Raw genomic sequence first — 18,788 nt, forward strand, 5'->3', positions numbered from 1 at the left:
GCCTGCGCCAACGCGCAAGCGGGCGCCGCCGATCCGGTGGAGCGGCCGATTCGTCTATTCGGGGAATGGCAAGGATGACGTTCCGCAACGCGGGACGTGCAATGGCGTTCGGGACAAGCAATCAGGGAACCGCCGGACGAAGGCCGGCGGGGCATCGCCAACCGTCAGAATCCGTCGCCCGACGGCGCGCGCACGAACGCGCAGAGCTGCGGCGAATGCATGTCGATCATCTGCTGGAACGGTGCGCGGTGCCCGTATGCGATGCCCGACACGAGCAGCAGGCAGACTGCCGCGATGCGCGGCGAGAACGCGCGCTGGCGCGCGCCGTCGTAGCCGCGCAGGAACACCAGCGCGACCAGCGCGCCGAGCATCCAGCCGACGACGACTTCCGGCACGGTGTGCGAGTGGTCGAACACGCGCGCGACGGCCGTGATCGCGCCGATGGCCAGCCCGGCCGCGATGCCGGGCGCCTTGCCGGACCGGAACGCCTGCCACAGCATCGACAACGCGACCGTCCACACGGACGTCGACAGCATCGTATGGCCGCTGATCACGCGGAAATCGAATTGCGGAAGCTCGATGCCGCACCCGGCATACAGGATCTTCGTTGCGCCGACGACGCCCATGCCGGCGGCGAGCAGCCCGCCCCAGCGGGCGGCGAGGCGCCAGTCGGTCAGCGCCAGCCATGCCGCGCACGTCAGCGCGATCGGCAAGGTCAGCGCGGCATCGCCGATGTTGCTGATTTCACTCCACATAACGGACTTCGGACAACGATGGAAAGGCAGCAGTTTACCGCATGCGCGCCCCGCGCCTGTGTCAGCCTGTGACAGGCTGTATCAGCCCGCGACACCGGTAATCAACAGCAGGTTCGTGCCGCTGATGACGACGAACAGCGCCCACGCGGCAACCTGCATCCCGCGGCCGATCGTGTGCTCGCCCATCGTGTTGCGATCGCTGACCGAGCGGATCAGCGGCCACATCGCGAACGGCAGCTGCAGGCTCAGCAGCACCTGGCTCCACACGAGCAGCTGCCCGACCGAGCCGTCGCCGAGCCACAGCACGCCGATCAGCGCCGGTACGAGCGCGAGCCCGCGCGTGATCAGCCGGCGCTGGTAGCACGGGATCTTCGTATGCAGGAAGCCGTCCATGATCACCTGGCCGGCGATCGTGCCGGTCAGCGTCGAACTCTGCCCCGACGCGAGCAGCGCGATGCCGAACAGCAGCGCGGCCGCACCGCCCGCGATCGGCGTAATCAGTTTGTAGGCCTGCTCGATGTCGGTCACGTTGTGCTGGCCGGTCGCATGGAACGCCGCGCCGGCAACGACCAGGATCGCCGCGTTGACGAGCATCGCGACGAACAGCGACACGCAGGTATCGATGCGCACGAGCGCGAGCGTGTCGCGGATCATGCCGCGCGCACCGCCGACGACACGCCGCGTCTGCACGACCGACGAATGCAGGTACAGGTTGTGCGGCATGATCGTCGCGCCGACGATGCCGAGCGCGAGCACGATCGCGTCCTTTCGGTCATGGCCCGGATCGCCCGGCACCAGCCCGCCGACCACCGCATGCCAGTCGGGCGGCGTGATCGCGACCTGCGCGACGAAACAGAACGCCATCGTCGCGATCAGCCCGAGCACGATCGCCTCGATCTGCCGGAAGCCCTTGCCCTGCAGGCCGAGCACGATCACCGTGTCGAGCGCGGTCAGCACGATCCCCCACGCGAGCGGCACGCCGAGCAGCAGCTTGAACGCCAGCGCGCAGCCGAGGACTTCGGCGATGTCGCACGCGATGATCGACACTTCGGCGGTCACCCACTGCACGACGCGGCCGAACCGGCCGTAGCGGTCGTAGCTGGCCTGCGCGAGATCCTTGCCGGCGACGAGGCCGAGCCGCGCCGCGAGCATCTGCAGGAAGATCGCCGCGAGGCTCGAGAACGCGACGACCCACAGCAGCGAATAGCCGAACTGCGAGCCGGCCTGGATGTCGGTTGCCCAGTTGCCGGGATCCATGTAACCGATCGCGACGAGCAGGCCGGGGCCGAAGAAACGCTTGAGCTTCTGCCAGCGCGGCGCGCCGGCGTCGATCGTGATGCTGCCCTTTACTTCCGACGGGCAGAAAGGGGCAGTGGCGGTAGTGGGGAGGAAGGGCATGGAAACCGGGAATCGAGATCGCGACAGGCCGATTCTACGGGTATCCGTCCCGTTTTCTCGTGCGCGTCGATGCACGCGTCGCAACTCGCCCCGCCGCCAGCGCAATACGCGGCGCCGAGCCCCTCGTCCGCATCGGGCGACACGGCGCCGCGATTCAGGATCTTGTCCCGCTCGGCGACGCGAAATTCGGTCGGCGACATCAGGAGGCGCTGGCGAAACAGCTTCGCGAGCCGCTCGCCGCTGCCGAACCCGGTACGCCGTGCAACCTTGTCGGCCGGCAGCGTCGTATGGATCAGCATGTGGCACGCGCGCTCGAGCCGGACGTGCTGGACGAACTCGGTCGGCGTCACGCCGATTTCCTTCTTGAAGCGCCGCAGGAAATTGCGCTCGCTCATCGCGGCCGCCTGAGCGGCGTTCGCGATCGAGATGCGGTTCACGCTCTGCGCGCGCAGCCGCTGCGCCGACATCCGGATCGACGGGCTCGCGCTCAGTTCGCGGAACGCCCACATCGACTGCGCATAGCGCTGCTCGACCGGCCGCATCAAATTGCAGGCGATCTCCTGCGCGGCGCTGTCGCCGAGGTCGACGCGGAACATGTCGAGCGCGGCCGCGAACACGTCGGTCTCGCCGGCCTGCAGCTCGATCGTCGTCGCGGTACGGCGCCCGCCTCGGCCGGGCCGCACGTCGATCGCCGCCGACGGCCACCGGGTGGCCGCGAGCGCGGGCAAATCCATCGCATCGACGATCCAGCGCGCATGCCGGCGAATGTCGGTCAGACGCCGCTGCAACGCGTCGTCCCAGTTGACGGCCGCGCGGTCGCCGTGAAGATGAAAGAACGCGAGTGCGCGACGGCCATGCTCGTCACCGAGCGGATCGGCAGCAATTCTCACGCCGGACGACGACTGCAACAGTCCCCCGCTTTCGGATACGTACTTCAACTGGTAATCCGCACTGTACGCATGCAGGCGATTCGCCAGGTTGAAGGCCTCGCCAAGACGCGCGGCCTGGGCCAACGAAAACCCCGTACTCAAATAGATAACGACCCACCTCTGATCTGCTGCATTCACTGGCCAAGCCCCCGACTTGTTCGACTTCTTCTAATACCGTCGAACTGTCAGGCTTATATTTGGTTTGAATGCGTGCGACAGGACGGCTATCCCGAAATATGAAGCGACGGCATCTTAGCCGAACGGGTAGCGCCTTTGGCACGAAATGGCCGACGTGGACAGCATGATGGCGGATTACTACAGGCTGTCATGCATTGCCGGTATGCCGGCACAGAATCACGCGTGCGACGACGTGCGATTGTTGCGGCCGTCTTGCGCGACGATGCTCGCGTCGTGTTGCACCGCGTATCGGATGAAGCCGTGCTCGCGTACCGGCTCGAACGGCATCGATACGCATCGAACGCGCTCGATCGACACGCACGACATGCGGCGCATCCGTTGCCTGCGCATCCTTTAGAATCGATCCACCGTCCACCACGCCAGCCGCGCTCCGTGCCCGCCGATCATCGTCTCGACCTGAACCTGTTTCGCGTGCTCGACGCCGTCTACGTGCACGGCGGCATCGGCGCGGCCGCCCGCGCGCTGCATCTCACGCAACCGGCCGTCACGCACGCGCTCAACCGGCTGCGTGCGCATTTCGACGATCCGCTGTTCGTGCGCCAGGGCAATCGCGTCATACCGACCGAACGCACGCGCTCGATCATCGCGGAGGTGCAGCTGCACCTGAAAGGCCTGCAACGCACCGTGCACGATCCGTCGGCATTCGATCCCGCGACGCTCGACCTGAGCATCGCCGTCGGCATTCGCGACGTGCTGGAATCCATTGCGTTGCCGCGGATCGTCGCCGCATTCGCCGACGAAGCGCCGGGCCTGCGGCTCGTGAGCCGCCGTATCGCGGTGCCCGACATCGAGCGCGAGCTCGCATCGGGCAATGCCGATCTCGTCGTCGATCGTCGCGTGCAGACGGGCCCGCGCATCGCGACCGAACACCTGCTCGACGATTCGCTCGTCGTCGCGCTGCGCCGCGATCATCCGCTGGCGTGCGACCCGCTGCGGCGCGGCGACTATTTCGCGGCGCAGCATATCGCGGTGTCGTCGCTCGGCGAGCCGCAATCGCTCGACGTGCTGCTCGGCAACGACGGACGCTTCCGCGATATCCGCCTCACCTGCCAGCACTATTTCGCCGCGTGCCAGATCGCCGCGACCGGCGACCTGCTGGTCACGCTGCCGCACACCTATGCGCTGCGGATGGCCGCGCTGCTGCCGATCATCGTGCGGCCGCTGCCGTTGCGGCTCAAGCCGTTTCCGCTCCTCGCGTACTGGCACGACTCGCGCGACACCGATCGCGCGCACCAGTGGGTACGCGAACGCATTGCCGCGCTCGTGCGCAGCAGCGCCGGCGTCGCGGACGCATAGATTGCACGGTGCGCGCACCGTCGCGACCGGGACGGTATGCTGACGGCTGCGCGCCGTCACGCGGCGCCCGCCTTCCACTTCCCGCTTACCGGAGACTTGCCATGTCGCTCATTCAAGCCGCTGCCGTACTCGATGCGGACGCACCCGATTACGTCGTCCAGCTGCAGGCCGGCACGCATGCGCTGACCGGCGACGAAGCGCCGCGCGAAGGCGGCCAGGGTCGCGGGCCGGCGCCGTACGAATTCGTGCTGGCCGGTCTCGCGCAATGCACGGCCGCGACGCTGCGCATGTACATGCAGCGCAAGACGTGGCCGGCCGTGCGCATCGCCGTACGCACCGAGCTGCATGCCGATCGTGAAGGCGTGCAGTACGTGCGACGCGTCGTGACGCTCGACGGCCCGCTCGACGACGCGCAACGCCAGCGTCTCGCGGAAATCTGCGAGAAGACGCCGGTCACGCAGTTCATCAAGCGCGGCACGCGGATCGAAACGACGTTGAACTGATGCACGCGGCGAGCGACATGCGACAAGTGTGTCGCCGCCTGGAATGCAAAACGGGCGGGCCGCGCATGATGCGCGACCCGCCCGTTCGTCGATGCTGCCTGGCGCTTACAGTCCGAGCGCGGACAAGTCCAGCTTGCCGCCCTTCATCGGCGGGCACCAGAAATACGCGCCCGTCAGCGGCCGCGTGAAGCGGAACAGGCCGTCGACGATCCCGTCGTCCGCACCGCTCATCCGGCGCATCTGCACGTCGAACGCGCGGAACGAGCAACCGAACGCGACGAAGTAAAGGCCCGCGCGACGCGCGTCCGACCACGGCGACGAACGGCGCAGCATGAACGCCTCGGGCTCGAAGCTTTCCTGCGCGGTGCGCTTCACGTGCGCGAACTCGGGTGCGTCGTCGAGTTCCTCGTTGTCCGAGCGGCGGCGCCCGATGATGTTGTCCATGTCGCCCGACGGAATGCGCTCCATCTGGTCGAAGTCGTGCAGCCATTGCTGCACCGCGACGAAACTCGCACCGTCGAGCCCCGCGCCCTGCCCCGTCACGACTGCCGCCGCTACCGCGTCGTCGCCTTCCGGATTCTCGGTGCCGTCTTCATAACCGGACAGGTCGCGATCGTTCGAATAGCGGAACCCGTCGACGGCATCCTGCAGCGCAAATGCCGGCGCGAGCGCGCGTTCGATCGCCCGCGCACGCAGCACGATCTCGCCGCGGTCGTCGGCGCGCAGCCAGACCCACACGTCGGCCGGCGTGGCCGGCAGCGTGCGGTCCTTCACCGCGAACGCCGGGAAGTCGGTCAGGCCCGGCACCGGACGCCCGAGGTGCGCAGCCAGCGACTGTCCGAAACCGACGACCGTGTCGCGTCCGTCGACGATCTCGCGCAGCGCGGCCAGTGCCGCTGCCACATTGCCGTCATTCGAAATCGTGAAAGTGAGGTATCGGGCTGCCGTGTCGATCGGAGCCAGGATGCCTTGCTGAACGTCGCTCATCGTTTCCTCAGGAGTGTATCGGGGGTGAATCTGCAGGGCCGCAGCAACGTGCGCCGCTGGACGCCGAAGTGTAATCGATGCGCCTGCCGGCCCCTGCGTCGTCGCGCCGCGGAACGCCCGCGAAAGCAGGGCCGAAACCCTGAATACTAACCGTATCGACGCCGCAACGCCCATTCGTCAGACGTTGCGGCGCGCCGTACACTGCTGATAGAATCTTTTCACGTCTTTTCGGCGTCCTTTCAACGTTCACTTCAGAGGAGGTGCAGATGTTCCGAATGCCAGCCACCTTCTCGAACGTGGTCCCACGGCGCAGCTGATCCAGCCCGCCGTCCGCGCCGGCTCCCGAGTTTTCCGCTAACCCGTCAGCCGCGCTTTTCCCGACAGCCCGTTTTTGCGCTCCGCCCGCGTTTGCCGCGCGGCCCGGCTGTTGCGTTTTCGACGTTCTCCGAACCGGAAAGTCCCGTCGCGCGATGCGCCGGGCAACGATAAATGACCAGAAAAACCTCCCATCTGGGCGGCCACGCATTCCAGGCCGTCTTCGGCTTCACCCTTCGTTACTGGCGCAAGCAGCCGGCGCGCATCGCCACGGTCGCGGGCTTCGCGCTGCTCGCCGCGCTCGCCGACGTCCTCACGCCGCTGTTCGCCGGCCGCCTCGTGGACGCGCTGTCGACCGGCCTGACCGACCGCGCCGCCGCGTGGCATTCGGCGCTCGTCGCGTTCGGCACGCTTGCCGCGCTCGGCATCGGCGCGACGGTGCTGCGCCAGGGCGTGTACCTGAACATCATCACGCTCACGCTGAAGATGATGAGCGAGATCGCCGCCGCGTCGTTCCACCGCGTGCAGCGCTTCTCGACCGACTGGCACGCGAACAGCTTCGCGGGCTCGACCGTGCGCAAGATCACGCGCGGCATCTGGGCGCTCGACCTGCTGAACGACACCGTGCTGATCGCGCTGTTGCCGTCGGTCACGATGCTGGTCGGCGCCACCGTGCTGCTCGGCACGCACTGGCCCGTGATGGGGCTCGTCGTCGGCGCGGGCTCGCTGCTGTACATCTCGGTGACGGTCGCGGTATCGCTCGGCATCGTCGCGCCGGCCGCGCGGCTCGGCAACCTGTGGGACACGCGCATGGGCGGCGCGCTCGCCGACGCCGTGAGCTGCAATGCCGTGGTCAAGGCATTCGGCGCGGAAACGCGCGAGGAAGCACGGCTCGCGCGCGTGATCGGCAAGTGGCGGCAGCGCACGCGCCGCACGTGGGTGCGCGGCACGTTCAACGGCGGGCTGCAGGGTGCGATGCTCGTCGCGATGCAGGCCGCGATGATCGGCGTCGCGCTGCGGCTGTGGGCGAACAACGAGGCGAGCGTCGGCGACATCGCGTTCGCGCTGACGATGTTCTTCATGCTGCAGGGCTACCTGCGCGACGTCGGCATGCACATCCGCAACCTGCAGCGCTCGGTGAACGACATGGAAGAACTCGTCGCGCTCGAGCGCCAGCCGCTCGGCATCGACGATCGCCCCGATGCGCCGGCCATCCGGATCGGGCAAGGCGAGATCCGCTTCGAGCACGTGACGTTCCGCTACGGCAACCATCCGGTGCCGCTGTACGACGACTTCTCGATGCGCATCGCACCGGGCGAGCGCGTGGGCCTTGTCGGCCATTCGGGATCGGGCAAGACGACGTTCATCAAGCTGATCCAGCGCCTGTACGACGTGTCGGACGGCCGCATCACGATCGACGGCCAGGACATCGCGCGCGTACGGCAGGATTCGCTGCGCAGCCAGATCGCGATCGTGCAGCAGGAGCCCGTGCTGTTCCACCGCACGCTTGCCGAGAACATCGCGTATGCGCGCCCCGACGCGAGCCGCGCCGACATCGAGCGCGCCGCGCGCCTCGCCAGCGCGCACGACTTCATCGTCGCGCTGCCGGACGGCTATGACACGCTCGTCGGCGAACGCGGGATCAAGCTGTCGGGTGGCGAGCGCCAGCGCGTCGCGATCGCGCGTGCGTTCCTCGCCGATGCGCCGATCCTGATCCTCGACGAAGCGACGTCGAGCCTCGACAGCGAAAGCGAACTGCTGATCCAGCAGGCGATGGAGCGGCTGATGGTCGGCCGCACGACGCTCGTCGTCGCGCACCGGCTGTCGACCGTGCGCGCGCTCGACCGGCTGCTCGTGCTCGATCGCGGCAAGGTGATCGAGGAAGGCAACCACGACGCGCTGATCCGCATCGACGGCGGCATCTACCGCCGGCTGTTCGAGCGGCAGGCGCTGGAGCTCGCGAAGGGGTTGACCGATTCGCCGCGGCGCATGGTGGACGACGCCGCCGGGTCGGTCGGCGAGCCGGCCGAGGTGTGACGCAGGCAGGTCGCGATGCGGCCCGACGGTGAGGTCATCACCGCCGGGCCGTGCCGGCAACCGGATCGAGGCCGTGCCACGCGCACGGCCTTTTTTTCGTCTGCGCGACGCGTTCGCCGCCCGCCGCCGAACCGCGCGCCGCCGCGTCGTCGTTTCCGGGATCACTTATCATGTCGACCAGGAAATTTGCAACGAGGGATCGACCATGTTTACAGGCATTGTTCAGGGTGTTGGCACCATCAAGACCGTCGCGGATCACGGGGAACTGAGAACCTTCAGCATTGCATTCCCCGAGCGGTTCACCGACGACATCGAGATCGGTGCCAGCGTGTCGGTCGACGGCGTCTGCCTGACGGTGACGGCCATCCATTCGCCGGAGCTGATCGACTTCGACGTGATGCTGCCGAGCCTGCGGATCACCACGCTGGCCGATCTCGTGACCGGCGCCCACATCAATGTGGAGCGGGCCGCGAAGGACGGCGCGGAAATCGGCGGGCATCCGTTGTCCGGCCATGTCGACTTCACCGGGACCATCCTGCACATCGCGGAGTCCGAGCACAACCGGATGGTACGCATCGGCGTGCCGGACGATTTCAAGCGGTATGTGTTCGCAAAGGGCTATATCGCGATCAACGGCTGCAGCCTGACGGTGTCCGACGTCAACCGCGACGAAGGCTGGTTCGATGTCTGGCTGATTCCCGAAACGCGACGCGCGACGACCTTCGAAACGAAGGGCGTGAACGACAAGGTCAACATCGAGATCGAGCGCAGCACGCAGGTGGTCGTCGATACGATCCGTGAGTCGGTCAAGGAAACGCTGGGTGAGCTGACCGGCGTCGTCACGGCGCTGCTGGCGGAAAAAGGCATCGACATCGAGGAACTGCTGGCGCGCAACGTCGCGCGACTGCCGAAAAAGTAACGGATGCCCGCGTACCCGGTGATCCGCTGGATCACCGGGCACCGGCCGCCGTCAAGAAACACCTCGACCCACGGTTCCGATTCCTCGAAGGTCCAGAGGACGAGATCGAGATCGACCGGTTCGTCGTCGTCCGCGAAGCGGTAGCGCTGGCACGGCCTGGCAAGACGTTTCGCCTCGGCCAGAAAGTCGTCGAGCGTCATCGAATGTCTCTCGGTTGGTGTCCGGTGTCCAGTGAACTGAAACACCGCTCGGCCGATGGAGACAGCCGGTGGTCACGCTCCCTTTCGCCCCGCCTCACTCCGCTTCGGCCTGCGTCCCCTTCCCCACCGCCACGCGCTGCGCGCGGTAAATCCCCGCGTGCCCCGAAAACAGATACGCAACGACACACGCGACGATTGCATACACGCCGATGTCCGCGCCGAACAGTTCGATCGCCATGATCGTCGACGCGATCGGCGTGTTGGCCGCGCCCGCGAACACCGCGACGAACCCGAGCCCCGCAAGTACCGGCACCGGCAGCGCCAGCACCTGGCCAAGCGCGTTGCCGAGCGTCGCGCCGATGTAGAACAACGGCGTCACTTCGCCGCCCTTGAACCCTGACGCGAGCGTGACGACGGTGAACCCGAACTTGCCCGCGAAATCGTACAGCGGCAGCGGGCCGTGAAATGCCGCTTCGATCGTCGGGATGCCGAGGCCGAGATACTGCGGCACGTTCAGCACGGTGGCCGCCACGGCGACCAGCAGGCCGCCGAGCACCGGCTGCAGCGGCGCGTAGCGGACGACGCGGCGGAACCACGCGGTCAGCGCATGCGTCGCGAACGCGAACAGCCGCCCGACCACGCCGAACGCGACGCCCGCGACGATCGTCACGGCCAGCCCCGTCGCCGACACGGCCGGCACGAACGGAATCGCATAGGCCGTGTGATGCACGCCCCATGCGCGGCACACGACGTCCGCGACGATCGCGGACGCGACGCAGGTCAGCAGCGCGTCGTACCGCACGCGCCCGATCGCGAGCACTTCGAGCCCGAACACGGCGCCCGCGAGCGGCGTGCCGAACACCGACGCGAATCCGGCCGCGATGCCGCCCATCAGCAGCACGCGGCGATGCTCGCGATCGAGGCGGAACACCTGCGTGACGCGATCGGCAAGCGCGCCGCCCATCTGCACGGCCGTGCCCTCACGGCCGGCCGAACCGCCGAACAGGTGCGTGACGACGGTCGCGACGAGCACGAGCGGCGCCATCCGCTTCGGCACGAGCGCCTTCGGATCGTGGATCTCGTCGATCAGCAGGTTGTTGCCGCGCGCGACCGACTGGCCGAAACGGTGATAGATCCAGCCGGTCGCGAAACCGGCGGCCGGCAACCCCCACAGCAGCCACGGATGCGTGACGCGCGTGCCGGTCGCCCAGTCGAGCGCGATCAGGAACAACGCGGAAGCCGTGCCGGCGAGCACGCCGAGCAGCGCCGAGAGCGCGAGCCAGCGGCACACGTAGCGCACGGTCGCGAGAAGATCGGAAGAAGTCGTGAAAAACATGATTTCCAGATTCGACGGAACATCAAAACCTGGGCGGCAGAATACCGCATGGACGGCCTGCGACCTCCTGACGACCCAGGAACACGCAGGCATCATCAGCCGGGCAAACCGGCGGTTGAGGGTCGCACCGCGCACAACGCGCCGGGAGCGGCCGCAGGGAGGCATGCCATCTCCGCAGGCCGCCATTCTACGCGATGCCGCGCATCGCCTGCAATGCGGCCCCGGCGCGCCGTCAGTCCCGCAGCGGGCGCGTGATGCGCGAGATCAGTTGGGGCGCGATCCGCTCGAGCGGCAGGATCGCCGACGCCGCGCCGATCGCCGCGGCCGCCTTCGGCATCCCGTAAACCGCGCTGGTCGCCTCGTCCTGCGCAATCGTGTAGCACCCCTTCGCGCGCATCGCCTTCAGGCCGAGCGCGCCATCGCGCCCCATTCCCGTCAGCAGCACACCGAGCGCGTCGCCCTGCCAGCCGTCGGCGACGCTGTTGAAGAACACGTCGATCGACGGCCGGTACGGCGTCTCGACCGGATGCTGCGTGTAGCCGAGCACGCCGCGCGGCGACAGGTAAAGGTGATCGTTGGTCGCCGCGAGCAGCACTTCGCCGGCCTGCGGCACGCTGCCCTGCCGCGCGACGCGCACCGGCAGCCGCGTATAGCCGTCGAGCCACTCGGCCATCCCGTACGCGAACGCCTGGTCGACGTGCTGGACGATCACGAGCGCGGCCGGGAAATCAGCCGGCAGCGCGCGCAGCAGCGCGGTGAGCGCAGTGGGCCCGCCCGCCGACGCGCCGATCGCGACGAGCGTCGGCTGGCCGCGCGCGGGCGCCGGCCCCGGCGCCACGAGCGCCGCGGTCCGGCTTTCGAGCAGCCGGCCGATCTGGTCGATCTTCGCGAGCAGCGCCTGCGGCGACGCGTCGGTCGACAGCCCGAGCGCGAGCGTCGGCGTGTCGACCGCATCGAGCGCGCCGGCCCCCATCGCCTCGTAGACCGACGACGTGTTCGCGCTGACGCTCGCCGTCACGATCAGGATCGCGCACGGCGCGCGCGCCATGATCTGGCGCGTCGCCGCGACGCCGTCGACCTTCGGCATCACGAGATCCATCAGCACGACGTCGGGCGGATGCGCGACGCAGAAATCGACAGCCTCGTCGCCATCGGTCGCGACCCACAGCACGCGATGATCCGCGCGCAGCGCGATCACGCGGCGCAGCGCCTCCACGGCCAGCGGCAGGTCGTTGACGATGCCGATGTTCATCCGCGCGCATCCCCGATCAGGTCCTGCACGGCATCGAGCAGCGCCTCGTCGTGGAAGCTGCTCTTCGCGAGGTAGTAGTCGGCGCCGGCGTCGAGCCCGCGGCGGCGATCCTCGTCGCGATCCTTGTACGACACGATCATCACCGGCACGCGCTTGAGCATCGGGTCACCCTTGATCAGCGTGACGAGTTCGATGCCATCCATGCGCGGCATGTCGACGTCGGTCACGACGAGATCGTACGCATCGCTGCGCACCGCGTTCCAGCCTTCCATCCCGTCGACCGCCACCGTCACGTCGTAACCGCGCTTTTCCAGCAGCTTGCGTTCGAGTTCGCGCACCGTCAGCGAATCGTCGACGACGAGCACGCGGCGGCGGCGATCGGCGAGCGCGAGCTGCGGGTCGCGCGTGAGCCGCGCCAGCTGCCCGCCGCGCACGAGCTTGTCGACCGAGCGGATCAGGTCCTCGACGTCGACGATCAGCACGGGGTCGCCGTTCTCGAGCAGCGCGCCGGCCGCGATGTTCTGGATCTTGTTCAGGCGGCTGTCGAGCGGCTGCACGACGAGCATCCGCTCGCCGAGGAAGCGGTCGACCGCGACGCCGTACAGCTCGGGCTCGCCGCCGACGACCACGACGGCCGTGCTGGTGCGCGCGGCGTCGGGTTCGCCAGCGTCGAGCAGCTGGTGCGCGGCGACCAGGCCCGCACGCCGGCCGTCGAACGGAAAATGCGGCTGCCCTTCGAGTACGTCGATGTCGGCGTGCGCGAGTTCGAGCGTGCGGCGAACATGTGCGAGCGGGAACGCATACGGCTCGCCGCCGACTTCGACGAGCAGGCTGCGGATCACCGACAGCGTGAGCGGCAACTGCAGCACGAAGCGCATGCCCGCGCCCGGCTCGTTGAAGATCCGCACCGCGCCGCGCACGCCGCGCACCATCTCCTGCACCGCATCGAGGCCGACACCGCGCCCCGACACGTCGGTCACCGCATCGCGCATCGAGAAGCCCGGCAGCAGCAGGAATTCGAGCAGCTCGGGGTCGGACAGCCGGGCGGCCGTCTCGTCGTCGGTCAGGCGCTGGCGCACGACGGCCGCGCGCAGCGCGTCCATGTCGACGCCCGGCCCGTCGTCGATCACGCTGACGAGCAGCGAACCGGCACTGTGGCGCGCCTCCAGCGTCACGCTCGCCTCGGCCGGCTTGCCGCGCGCGCGCCGCGCCTCCGGCGAATCGACGCCGTGGTCGATCGCGTTGCGCAGCAGATGGCCGAGCGGCGCGTCGAGCAGGTCGAGGATGTCGCGATCGACCTGCGTGCCCTCGCCGACGATCGAGAAGCGCACCTGCTTGCCGAGCGAGCGCGCGAGATCGCGGACGATGCGCGGATACGCACGCGTCGCATCGCCGAACGGCCGCATCCGGCACTGCAACGCCTCGTCGTACAGCTGCTCGGCGATATGCGTGCTGCGCCGCTCGAAGCGGTCGAATTCGTCCATGCGCTCGGCCAGCGAACGCTGCAGGTCGTTGAGCATGTGCCGCACTTCGTTCATCGACGCGAGCATGCCCGCGTCGAGATCGTCGGCGAACTGCTCGACCATCAGGTCGAGCGAACGGGCCGCATCGCGCTGCGCACGCTTCACGCGCAGCATCGATTCGGCGAACGGCTTGAGCCAGCGCGATTCGACCAGCGATTCGCCGGACAGGCTCAGCAGCCGGTTCAACGTATCGGCACGCACACGGCGCATCGCGCCGGCACCGGCCACGCGGCCGGCCTGCGCCGGATCGGGCACTGCGCCCGACACGGCGAGCGGCGGCACCGCGGCGCTCGCGCCGACCGGCTCGTTCGCGGCGCCTTCGTGGTCGCGATACGGCATGACCGACGGCGGGACCGGCGGCGGCATCGCGACAGGCGCCTGCATCGTCTGCGCGCCGTCCGCGCCCGTCAGCGCGGCCGCGAACACGTCGATCTCGGTCGACGTGACGGGCTGCGCCTGCGGATCGCCGACGCGCACGAGCAAATCGACGCCGGCGAGCAGCACGTCGACATGCGTGGCCGTCAGCGAGATCGTGCCGGCCTGCGCAGCGACGAAGCATTCCTCCATCCGCCCCGCGATGTCCACGCCGAGCGGCACGCCGACGATGCGCGCGGCGCCTTTCAGCGAATGCGCGGCGCGCATGCAGGCCTCGAGCGCGACGGAATCGGGCTCGCCCGATTCGAGCGCGAGCAGCCGCTCGGACAGCGCCTGCGTCTGCGTGCGCGTCTCCTCGCGATACAGCTCGAGCAGCGACAGGTGGCTCAGGTCGTCATCGCCGCTCATCGCATGCTCCGTGTCACGGCGTCGAACAGACGGTCGTCGTCGAGCAGGCCCACCGACTTGCCGCGCCACGACAGCACACCGCGCGACAGGCCGGCGCTCGCGCGCCCGACGGTCGCCGGCACGGGCACCCAGTCGGATGCGCCGAAGCGCAGCACGCCCTCGACTTCGTCGACCGGAAACACGACCGGTTCGCCCTGGTGCGCGGCGACCAGCAGCCGCGTGAAACGGCCGTCGCCGTCACGGTTGCCACCCTTGCCCGCATCGAGGCCGAGCAGCGCGCCGATCGAGATCGCGATGCGCAGCGTGCCGCGAATGTTGACCACGCCGCGCACGGCCGAATTGCGGCGATGCGGCAGCGAATGGATCGGGCGCGTGCCGGCGATCTCGCGCAGCACGCCGATCGGCAGCGCGAGCCATTCGTCGGCCACGCGGAACGCCAGCGCCGCATGGTGCGTGTCGCTGTCGCCGTCGCGCGCGTGCGGCGCACCGAACGCACTGATCCGGCGCGTCGCGTCGGCCAGCTCGGCGGCGTCGAGCGGTCGCTCGAGCAGCTTCGCCGCGTGATACGCGTAGACCGGGCAGTTCAGGCAGCGCAGGCAGTCGTTGAGCCGCTCGCACGAGCGGTCGCCGCGCGTGCCGATCCGGTTCCAGCAATCGTCGACGTCGATCGTCGTGTCGTCAATGGCAGCGGCGTCGCGGTTCATGAATTCCTCTGGTCATCGCGGTGTCGTCCCGATCCCGTCATTGTGTCAGCCGGCCGAGCGCCGTGCGCGCTCGAGCAGCCATTGCGCACCTGCGCGATCGCCGCCGACGTCGAGCAGCGTCGCGAGATGGGTCAGCGCTTCGTGGTGCGTGGGTCGCAGGTACAGCGCCTTCCGGTAGAAGTCGCCCGCTTCCGCGGCGCGCCCGCGCGCATCCGCGATCAATCCGTTCAGGTAGAACGCATCGGCATGCGGCCCGACACGCGCCGAGAACTGCGCGAGCACGCGCTCGGCCTCGTCGAATGCGCCCGCGTTCGCGAGCGCCTGCGCATCCTCGAGCGTCGGCGCGGTGCCTTCGGCATCCGGCGCCACTGCGTCGGCCATCACCACCGACAGGTCGGCCCGTGCGTCGAAGGTGGCCGTGTTCACGGCCGGCGGCGGCACCGCGAACGGCTGCCCCGCACCGCCAAGCCAGGACGGCGGCGCGACGGCCAGCACCGAGCGCGTCGCCGCGAGCGGCGCGACCGTGAAGCGCTCCGCGCGACGGTACGGCGCCGCTGCCGGCAGCGGCGCCGACGACCGGGCCGAGCCCGCATCGGCCACCGCGCCGGCCGGCTCACGATGAAACGCGAATGCCAGCGGCACGCGCGCCGAGCGCATCCCGTGCCGCATCGCGACGCCCGTTTCGGCCGGCCCGACGAACAGCATGCCGTCATCGACGAGCAGCGCGTCGAGCGAGCGGATCACGCGATCCTGCGCATCGCGGTCAAAGTAGATCAGCACATTGCGGCAGAACACGAAATCGTAGCGAATACCCGTATCCACGACCGGTTCGACGAGGTTGGCGTGACGGAATTGCACGCATGCGCGCACACGCTCGTCGAGCAGCCAGCCGTCATTGGCCGGCGTGAAGTGCCGTGAACGAAACTCCGTCGCCGTCCCGCGAAACGCGTTGCGTCCATAACAGCCGAGCCGCGCCTGGTCGATCGCGCGCGCACTGAGGTCGATCGCGTCGATCGTGAAACTGGCCGGGTCGAGCCCCGCGTCGAGCAGCGCCATCGCCGCCGAATACGGCTCCTCGCCCGTCGAGCACGGCGCGCTCAGCACGCGGATCACGCGGCCGGGCAGCGCGGCGAGCCGTTCGAGCGCGAGCCGCGCGAGCGTCGCGAACGCCTCGCGGTCGCGGAAGAACCACGTCTCGGGCACGACGAACAGATCGATCAGCGCACGCCGCTCGTCGGCCGATGCGTTCAGCTGCTGCCAGTACGCGTCGAGCGCCTCCGGCGTGACCGGCGGCCGCGCCGCCGACGGCAGGCGCTCGCCGTCCGCCTGCAGCGTTTGCACGCGCTCCGTCAGCGCCCGCGTCAGAAAATCGTTGCCGAGCGAATCGGGGTCGATGCCGGTCTCGCGCAACAGCCAGTCGCGAAATCGCGATTCGGACGCTTTCATGCGAACTCCCCCCCGTGGCCCGGCAGGCCGTCGAACAGATACTGGCGCGCCACATCGTCGATCAGGTCGGACACCGACACCTGCTGCACGACGCCGTCAGGCGTATTGGCGACGTGCCCGAGCCAGCGCGTGCGTGCGGTCGAGATGCCGCTCGCGTGAAACGCCGCGCGGTCGATCCGCATCGTCTGCGTCGCTCGTTCGACGATCAGGCCGAGCGTGCGCTCGACGCCGGCCTCGCCCGCGCGGTAGCGGACCATCACGAGCCGCGTCGAGCGCAGCGCATGCGCGCGCCGCCCGAGCGCCAGCATCGGCACGTCGATCACCGGCACCGGCTGGCCGCCGCGCATCAGCAGCCCGGCGATCCAGTCGGGTGCGCCGGGCACGGCCTTCGTGTCCGCGAGCGGCAGCACCTCTTCGATGCCGGCCGCGTCGAGCGCATAGCGCTCTCCGTCGAGCTCGAACATCAGGAACAGCGCATGCGCGCCGCTCTGCGGATCGGCGCGCGTCACGCGTCGACCTTGAAGCGCGACACGCTGGTACGCAACTGGTTCGCCACCAGTGTCAGGTCGTCGATTGCCTGCGACGACTGGCGCAGCGACTCGGCCGTCTGCTGCGCGGCCTCCGACAGCTGCGACAGCGCCTGCGTGATCTGCTCGGCGCCGTTCGCCTGCGTCTGCATCCCTTCGTTGACCATCTGGAAGCGCGGCGCGAGCGTCTGCACTTCGGCGATGATCTGCGACAGCTGCCCGCCGACCTGCTGCACGTCGAGCATCCCGCGGCGCACCTCTTCGGAGAACTTGTCCATCCCCATCACGCCCGCCGACACGGCCGACTGGATTTCCTTCACCGTCTGCTCGATGTCGTAGGTCGCCACCGCCGTCTGGTCGGCCAGGCGGCGGATCTCGGTCGCGACGACCGCGAAGCCGCGGCCGTACTCGCCGGCCTTCTCGGCCTCGATCGCCGCGTTCAGCGACAGCAGGTTGGTCTGGTCGGCCACCTTGGTGATGGTCGCGACCACCTGGTTGATGTTCAGCGCCTTCTCGTTGAGGATCGCGAGCTTCGCGTTCACCGAGCCGGCCGCGTCCATCACGCTGCGCATCGTCTCGCCCATCCGCGTGAGCCCGCTCTGGCTCACGCCCGCGAGCGTCGCCGACTGCTCGGCCACGCCGGCCACCTCGTTCATCGTGCGCAGCAGGTCGCGCGAGGTCGCGAAGATCTCGCGCGACGTCGCGCCGATCTCGGTCGTCGTCGCCGCGGTTTCGTTCGCGGTGGCCTGCTGCTCGCGCGAGGTCGCCGCGATCTCGGCCACCGACGTCGTCACCTGCAGCGACGACTGCTGCGCGCGTGCGACGAGCTCGGTCAGCTCGTCGGCCATCCGGTTGAAGCCCGTCTCGAGCGTGCCGAATTCGTCGCGGCGGCGCAGGTCGAGGCGGCGCGTCAGGTTGCCGGTGCGCATCACGTCGTGCACTTCGACGAGCCGCGCCATCGGCACGGTCACCGAACGGTACAGCACGTAGCCGAGCCCGAGCGCGGACAGCAGCACGACCGCGAGCGCGGTTGCGAGCACGACCTCGGTGTCCTGCACGGACTCGCGGATCAGCTTCGCGGACTGCTCCGCGAACTTGCGGTTTTCCTGCACCAGCACGTTCGCGTTGCGCACGACCTCGGTCCACGCGGGCAGCGCTTTCGCGTACGCGGCGACAGCCTCCTCGCGCGACACGCGGCTCTTCTGCACGGCATCGTTCAGCAGCGGCACGTAGCGGTCGTACGCGCCGCGGAACGCCGCGAAGCGCTGCCGGTCGTCGTCGCGGAACGTCGTGCTCTGGTAGTCGACCGACAGCGACTCGACGTCCTTCAGCGCATCGGAGATCTTCGCGAGATCGCGCTGCACGGTTTCGGACTCGGTGTCGACGAAGGTCGCCTGCTGCAGCAGCGTGAACGATTCGTTGACCGAACCGCGCAGCGACGACGCGAGGTAGACGCCGGGCAGCGAGTCGCGCTCGATGCTGACGGCTTCGGTATTGATCGCGCGCAGTCGCTCGTACGACACGCCGGCTGTCACCAGCATCAGCACGAACAGCACGCCGAAGCTGAGCAGGATGCGATTGCCGAGCGTCAGCCGGGCAGCGCCGATCGTCGGATGCAGGCTTTCATTGGTCGCGCGGGGCGTCACGGTGGCCATGTTCGTTATGGGCTTTCTAATATCA

At 68.7% G+C, this 18,788-nt stretch carries 16 protein-coding genes and 1 riboswitch; of the genes, 4 read left to right on the forward strand and 12 right to left on the reverse strand.

Going from position 1 to position 18,788, the window contains the following annotated elements; translation table 11 throughout:
- Nucleotides 1–164: 164 nt before the first annotated feature.
- The 4 genes from HWX87_RS04940 to HWX87_RS04955 all read right to left on the reverse strand — a co-directional run bounded on the left by HWX87_RS04940 (nt 165) and on the right by HWX87_RS04955 (nt 3,586).
- Nucleotides 165–755 carry a phosphatase PAP2 family protein gene (locus tag HWX87_RS04940; protein ID WP_176046055.1) on the reverse strand — a complete coding sequence of 197 codons (591 nt, stop codon included), beginning with the start codon at nt 753–755 and terminating at the stop codon, nt 165–167.
- A gap of 81 nt (nt 756–836) precedes the next feature.
- Nucleotides 837–2,153, reverse strand: coding sequence for an Nramp family divalent metal transporter (locus tag HWX87_RS04945; protein WP_176046056.1), 1,317 nt, complete (start codon nt 2,151–2,153; stop codon nt 837–839).
- A complete protein-coding gene (locus HWX87_RS04950) occupies nt 2,102–3,166 on the reverse strand; it encodes a helix-turn-helix domain-containing protein (RefSeq protein ID WP_176046057.1) in 1,065 nt (354 codons plus the stop codon). Before HWX87_RS04950 ends, HWX87_RS04945 begins: the two co-directional genes overlap by 52 nt.
- Nucleotides 3,167–3,436: 270 nt before the next feature.
- Nucleotides 3,437–3,586 carry a hypothetical protein gene (locus HWX87_RS04955; RefSeq protein ID WP_176046058.1) on the reverse strand — a complete coding sequence of 50 codons (150 nt, stop codon included), beginning with the start codon at nt 3,584–3,586 and terminating at the stop codon, nt 3,437–3,439.
- 66 nt (nt 3,587–3,652) lie between these two features.
- Between HWX87_RS04955 and HWX87_RS04960 the strand changes: the two genes are divergently transcribed.
- Together HWX87_RS04960 and HWX87_RS04965 are read left to right on the forward strand one after the other, a co-directional pair.
- Nucleotides 3,653–4,576, forward strand: a complete 924-nt coding sequence (locus HWX87_RS04960) for a LysR family transcriptional regulator (protein ID WP_176046059.1) — start codon at nt 3,653–3,655, stop codon at nt 4,574–4,576.
- Between the two features lie 101 nt (nt 4,577–4,677).
- Nucleotides 4,678–5,079 carry an OsmC family protein gene (locus HWX87_RS04965; protein ID WP_176046060.1) on the forward strand — a complete coding sequence of 134 codons (402 nt, stop codon included), beginning with the start codon at nt 4,678–4,680 and terminating at the stop codon, nt 5,077–5,079.
- Between the two features lie 105 nt (nt 5,080–5,184).
- Here the strand turns inward: HWX87_RS04965 and HWX87_RS04970 are convergent, their stop codons facing one another.
- Entirely contained in the window at nt 5,185–6,066 is an 882-nt protein-coding gene (locus HWX87_RS04970) for a Dyp-type peroxidase (protein WP_176046061.1), read from the reverse strand.
- 489 nt (nt 6,067–6,555) lie between these two features.
- On the opposite strand from HWX87_RS04970, the gene HWX87_RS04975 reads away from it, so the two are divergent.
- Together HWX87_RS04975 and HWX87_RS04980 are read left to right on the forward strand one after the other, a co-directional pair.
- A complete protein-coding gene (locus tag HWX87_RS04975) occupies nt 6,556–8,418 on the forward strand; it encodes an ABC transporter ATP-binding protein (RefSeq protein ID WP_176046062.1) in 1,863 nt (620 codons plus the stop codon).
- A gap of 205 nt (nt 8,419–8,623) precedes the next feature.
- Nucleotides 8,624–9,337, forward strand: a complete 714-nt coding sequence (locus HWX87_RS04980) for a riboflavin synthase subunit alpha (protein ID WP_176046347.1) — start codon at nt 8,624–8,626, stop codon at nt 9,335–9,337.
- A gap of 294 nt (nt 9,338–9,631) precedes the next feature.
- Here the strand turns inward: HWX87_RS04980 and HWX87_RS04985 are convergent, their stop codons facing one another.
- From HWX87_RS04985 to HWX87_RS05015, 7 genes are all read right to left on the reverse strand, one after another.
- A complete protein-coding gene (locus HWX87_RS04985; RefSeq protein WP_176046063.1) occupies nt 9,632–10,873 on the reverse strand; it encodes a voltage-gated chloride channel family protein in 1,242 nt (413 codons plus the stop codon).
- Nucleotides 10,874–10,952: 79 nt separating this feature from the next.
- Nucleotides 10,953–11,056: riboswitch (Fluoride riboswitch) on the reverse strand.
- Nucleotides 11,057–11,105: 49 nt separating this feature from the next.
- A complete protein-coding gene (locus HWX87_RS04990; RefSeq protein ID WP_176046064.1) occupies nt 11,106–12,125 on the reverse strand; it encodes a chemotaxis response regulator protein-glutamate methylesterase in 1,020 nt (339 codons plus the stop codon).
- The gene (locus HWX87_RS04995; protein WP_176046065.1) at nt 12,122–14,431 is read right to left on the reverse strand and encodes a hybrid sensor histidine kinase/response regulator; all 2,310 of its coding nucleotides are present in this window, start codon (nt 14,429–14,431) and stop codon (nt 12,122–12,124) included. The genes HWX87_RS04990 and HWX87_RS04995 overlap by 4 nt, the downstream gene beginning before the upstream one ends.
- Nucleotides 14,428–15,135, reverse strand: coding sequence for a chemotaxis protein CheW (locus tag HWX87_RS05000; protein ID WP_176046066.1), 708 nt, complete (start codon nt 15,133–15,135; stop codon nt 14,428–14,430). The genes HWX87_RS04995 and HWX87_RS05000 overlap by 4 nt, the downstream gene beginning before the upstream one ends.
- Nucleotides 15,136–15,180: 45 nt before the next feature.
- Nucleotides 15,181–16,581: a CheR family methyltransferase gene (locus HWX87_RS05005; protein ID WP_176046067.1), complete on the reverse strand. Its 1,401-nt coding sequence runs from the start codon at nt 16,579–16,581 to the stop codon at nt 15,181–15,183.
- A complete protein-coding gene (locus HWX87_RS05010) occupies nt 16,578–17,090 on the reverse strand; it encodes a chemotaxis protein CheW (RefSeq protein WP_176046068.1) in 513 nt (170 codons plus the stop codon). Before HWX87_RS05010 ends, HWX87_RS05005 begins: the two co-directional genes overlap by 4 nt.
- Nucleotides 17,087–18,763 (reverse strand): methyl-accepting chemotaxis protein, encoded by a 1,677-nt coding sequence (locus tag HWX87_RS05015; protein WP_176046069.1) that lies wholly within the window; start codon nt 18,761–18,763, stop codon nt 17,087–17,089. Before HWX87_RS05015 ends, HWX87_RS05010 begins: the two co-directional genes overlap by 4 nt.
- Nucleotides 18,764–18,788 lie beyond the last annotated feature (25 nt).

The organism is Burkholderia sp. BCC1644 (genome assembly GCF_902833225.1).
In the GTDB taxonomy this organism is placed as follows: Bacteria; Pseudomonadota; Gammaproteobacteria; order Burkholderiales; family Burkholderiaceae; genus Burkholderia.

Coding starts and splice junctions, on each gene's coding strand:
- HWX87_RS04980 (WP_176046347.1), top strand. CDS start 8,624: ATGTTTACAGGCATTGTTCAGGGTGTTGGCACCATCAAGACCGTCGCG.
- HWX87_RS04940 (WP_176046055.1), bottom strand. CDS start 755: ATGTGGAGTGAAATCAGCAACATCGGCGATGCCGCGCTGACCTTGCCG.
- HWX87_RS04975 (WP_176046062.1), top strand. CDS start 6,556: ATGACCAGAAAAACCTCCCATCTGGGCGGCCACGCATTCCAGGCCGTC.
- HWX87_RS04945 (WP_176046056.1), bottom strand. CDS start 2,153: ATGCCCTTCCTCCCCACTACCGCCACTGCCCCTTTCTGCCCGTCGGAA.
- HWX87_RS05000 (WP_176046066.1), bottom strand. CDS start 15,135: ATGAACCGCGACGCCGCTGCCATTGACGACACGACGATCGACGTCGAC.
- HWX87_RS04970 (WP_176046061.1), bottom strand. CDS start 6,066: ATGAGCGACGTTCAGCAAGGCATCCTGGCTCCGATCGACACGGCAGCC.
- HWX87_RS04965 (WP_176046060.1), top strand. CDS start 4,678: ATGTCGCTCATTCAAGCCGCTGCCGTACTCGATGCGGACGCACCCGAT.
- HWX87_RS05015 (WP_176046069.1), bottom strand. CDS start 18,763: ATGGCCACCGTGACGCCCCGCGCGACCAATGAAAGCCTGCATCCGACG.
- HWX87_RS04990 (WP_176046064.1), bottom strand. CDS start 12,125: ATGAACATCGGCATCGTCAACGACCTGCCGCTGGCCGTGGAGGCGCTG.
- HWX87_RS04955 (WP_176046058.1), bottom strand. CDS start 3,586: ATGTCGTGCGTGTCGATCGAGCGCGTTCGATGCGTATCGATGCCGTTC.
- HWX87_RS05005 (WP_176046067.1), bottom strand. CDS start 16,581: ATGAAAGCGTCCGAATCGCGATTTCGCGACTGGCTGTTGCGCGAGACC.
- HWX87_RS04995 (WP_176046065.1), bottom strand. CDS start 14,431: ATGAGCGGCGATGACGACCTGAGCCACCTGTCGCTGCTCGAGCTGTAT.
- HWX87_RS04985 (WP_176046063.1), bottom strand. CDS start 10,873: ATGTTTTTCACGACTTCTTCCGATCTTCTCGCGACCGTGCGCTACGTG.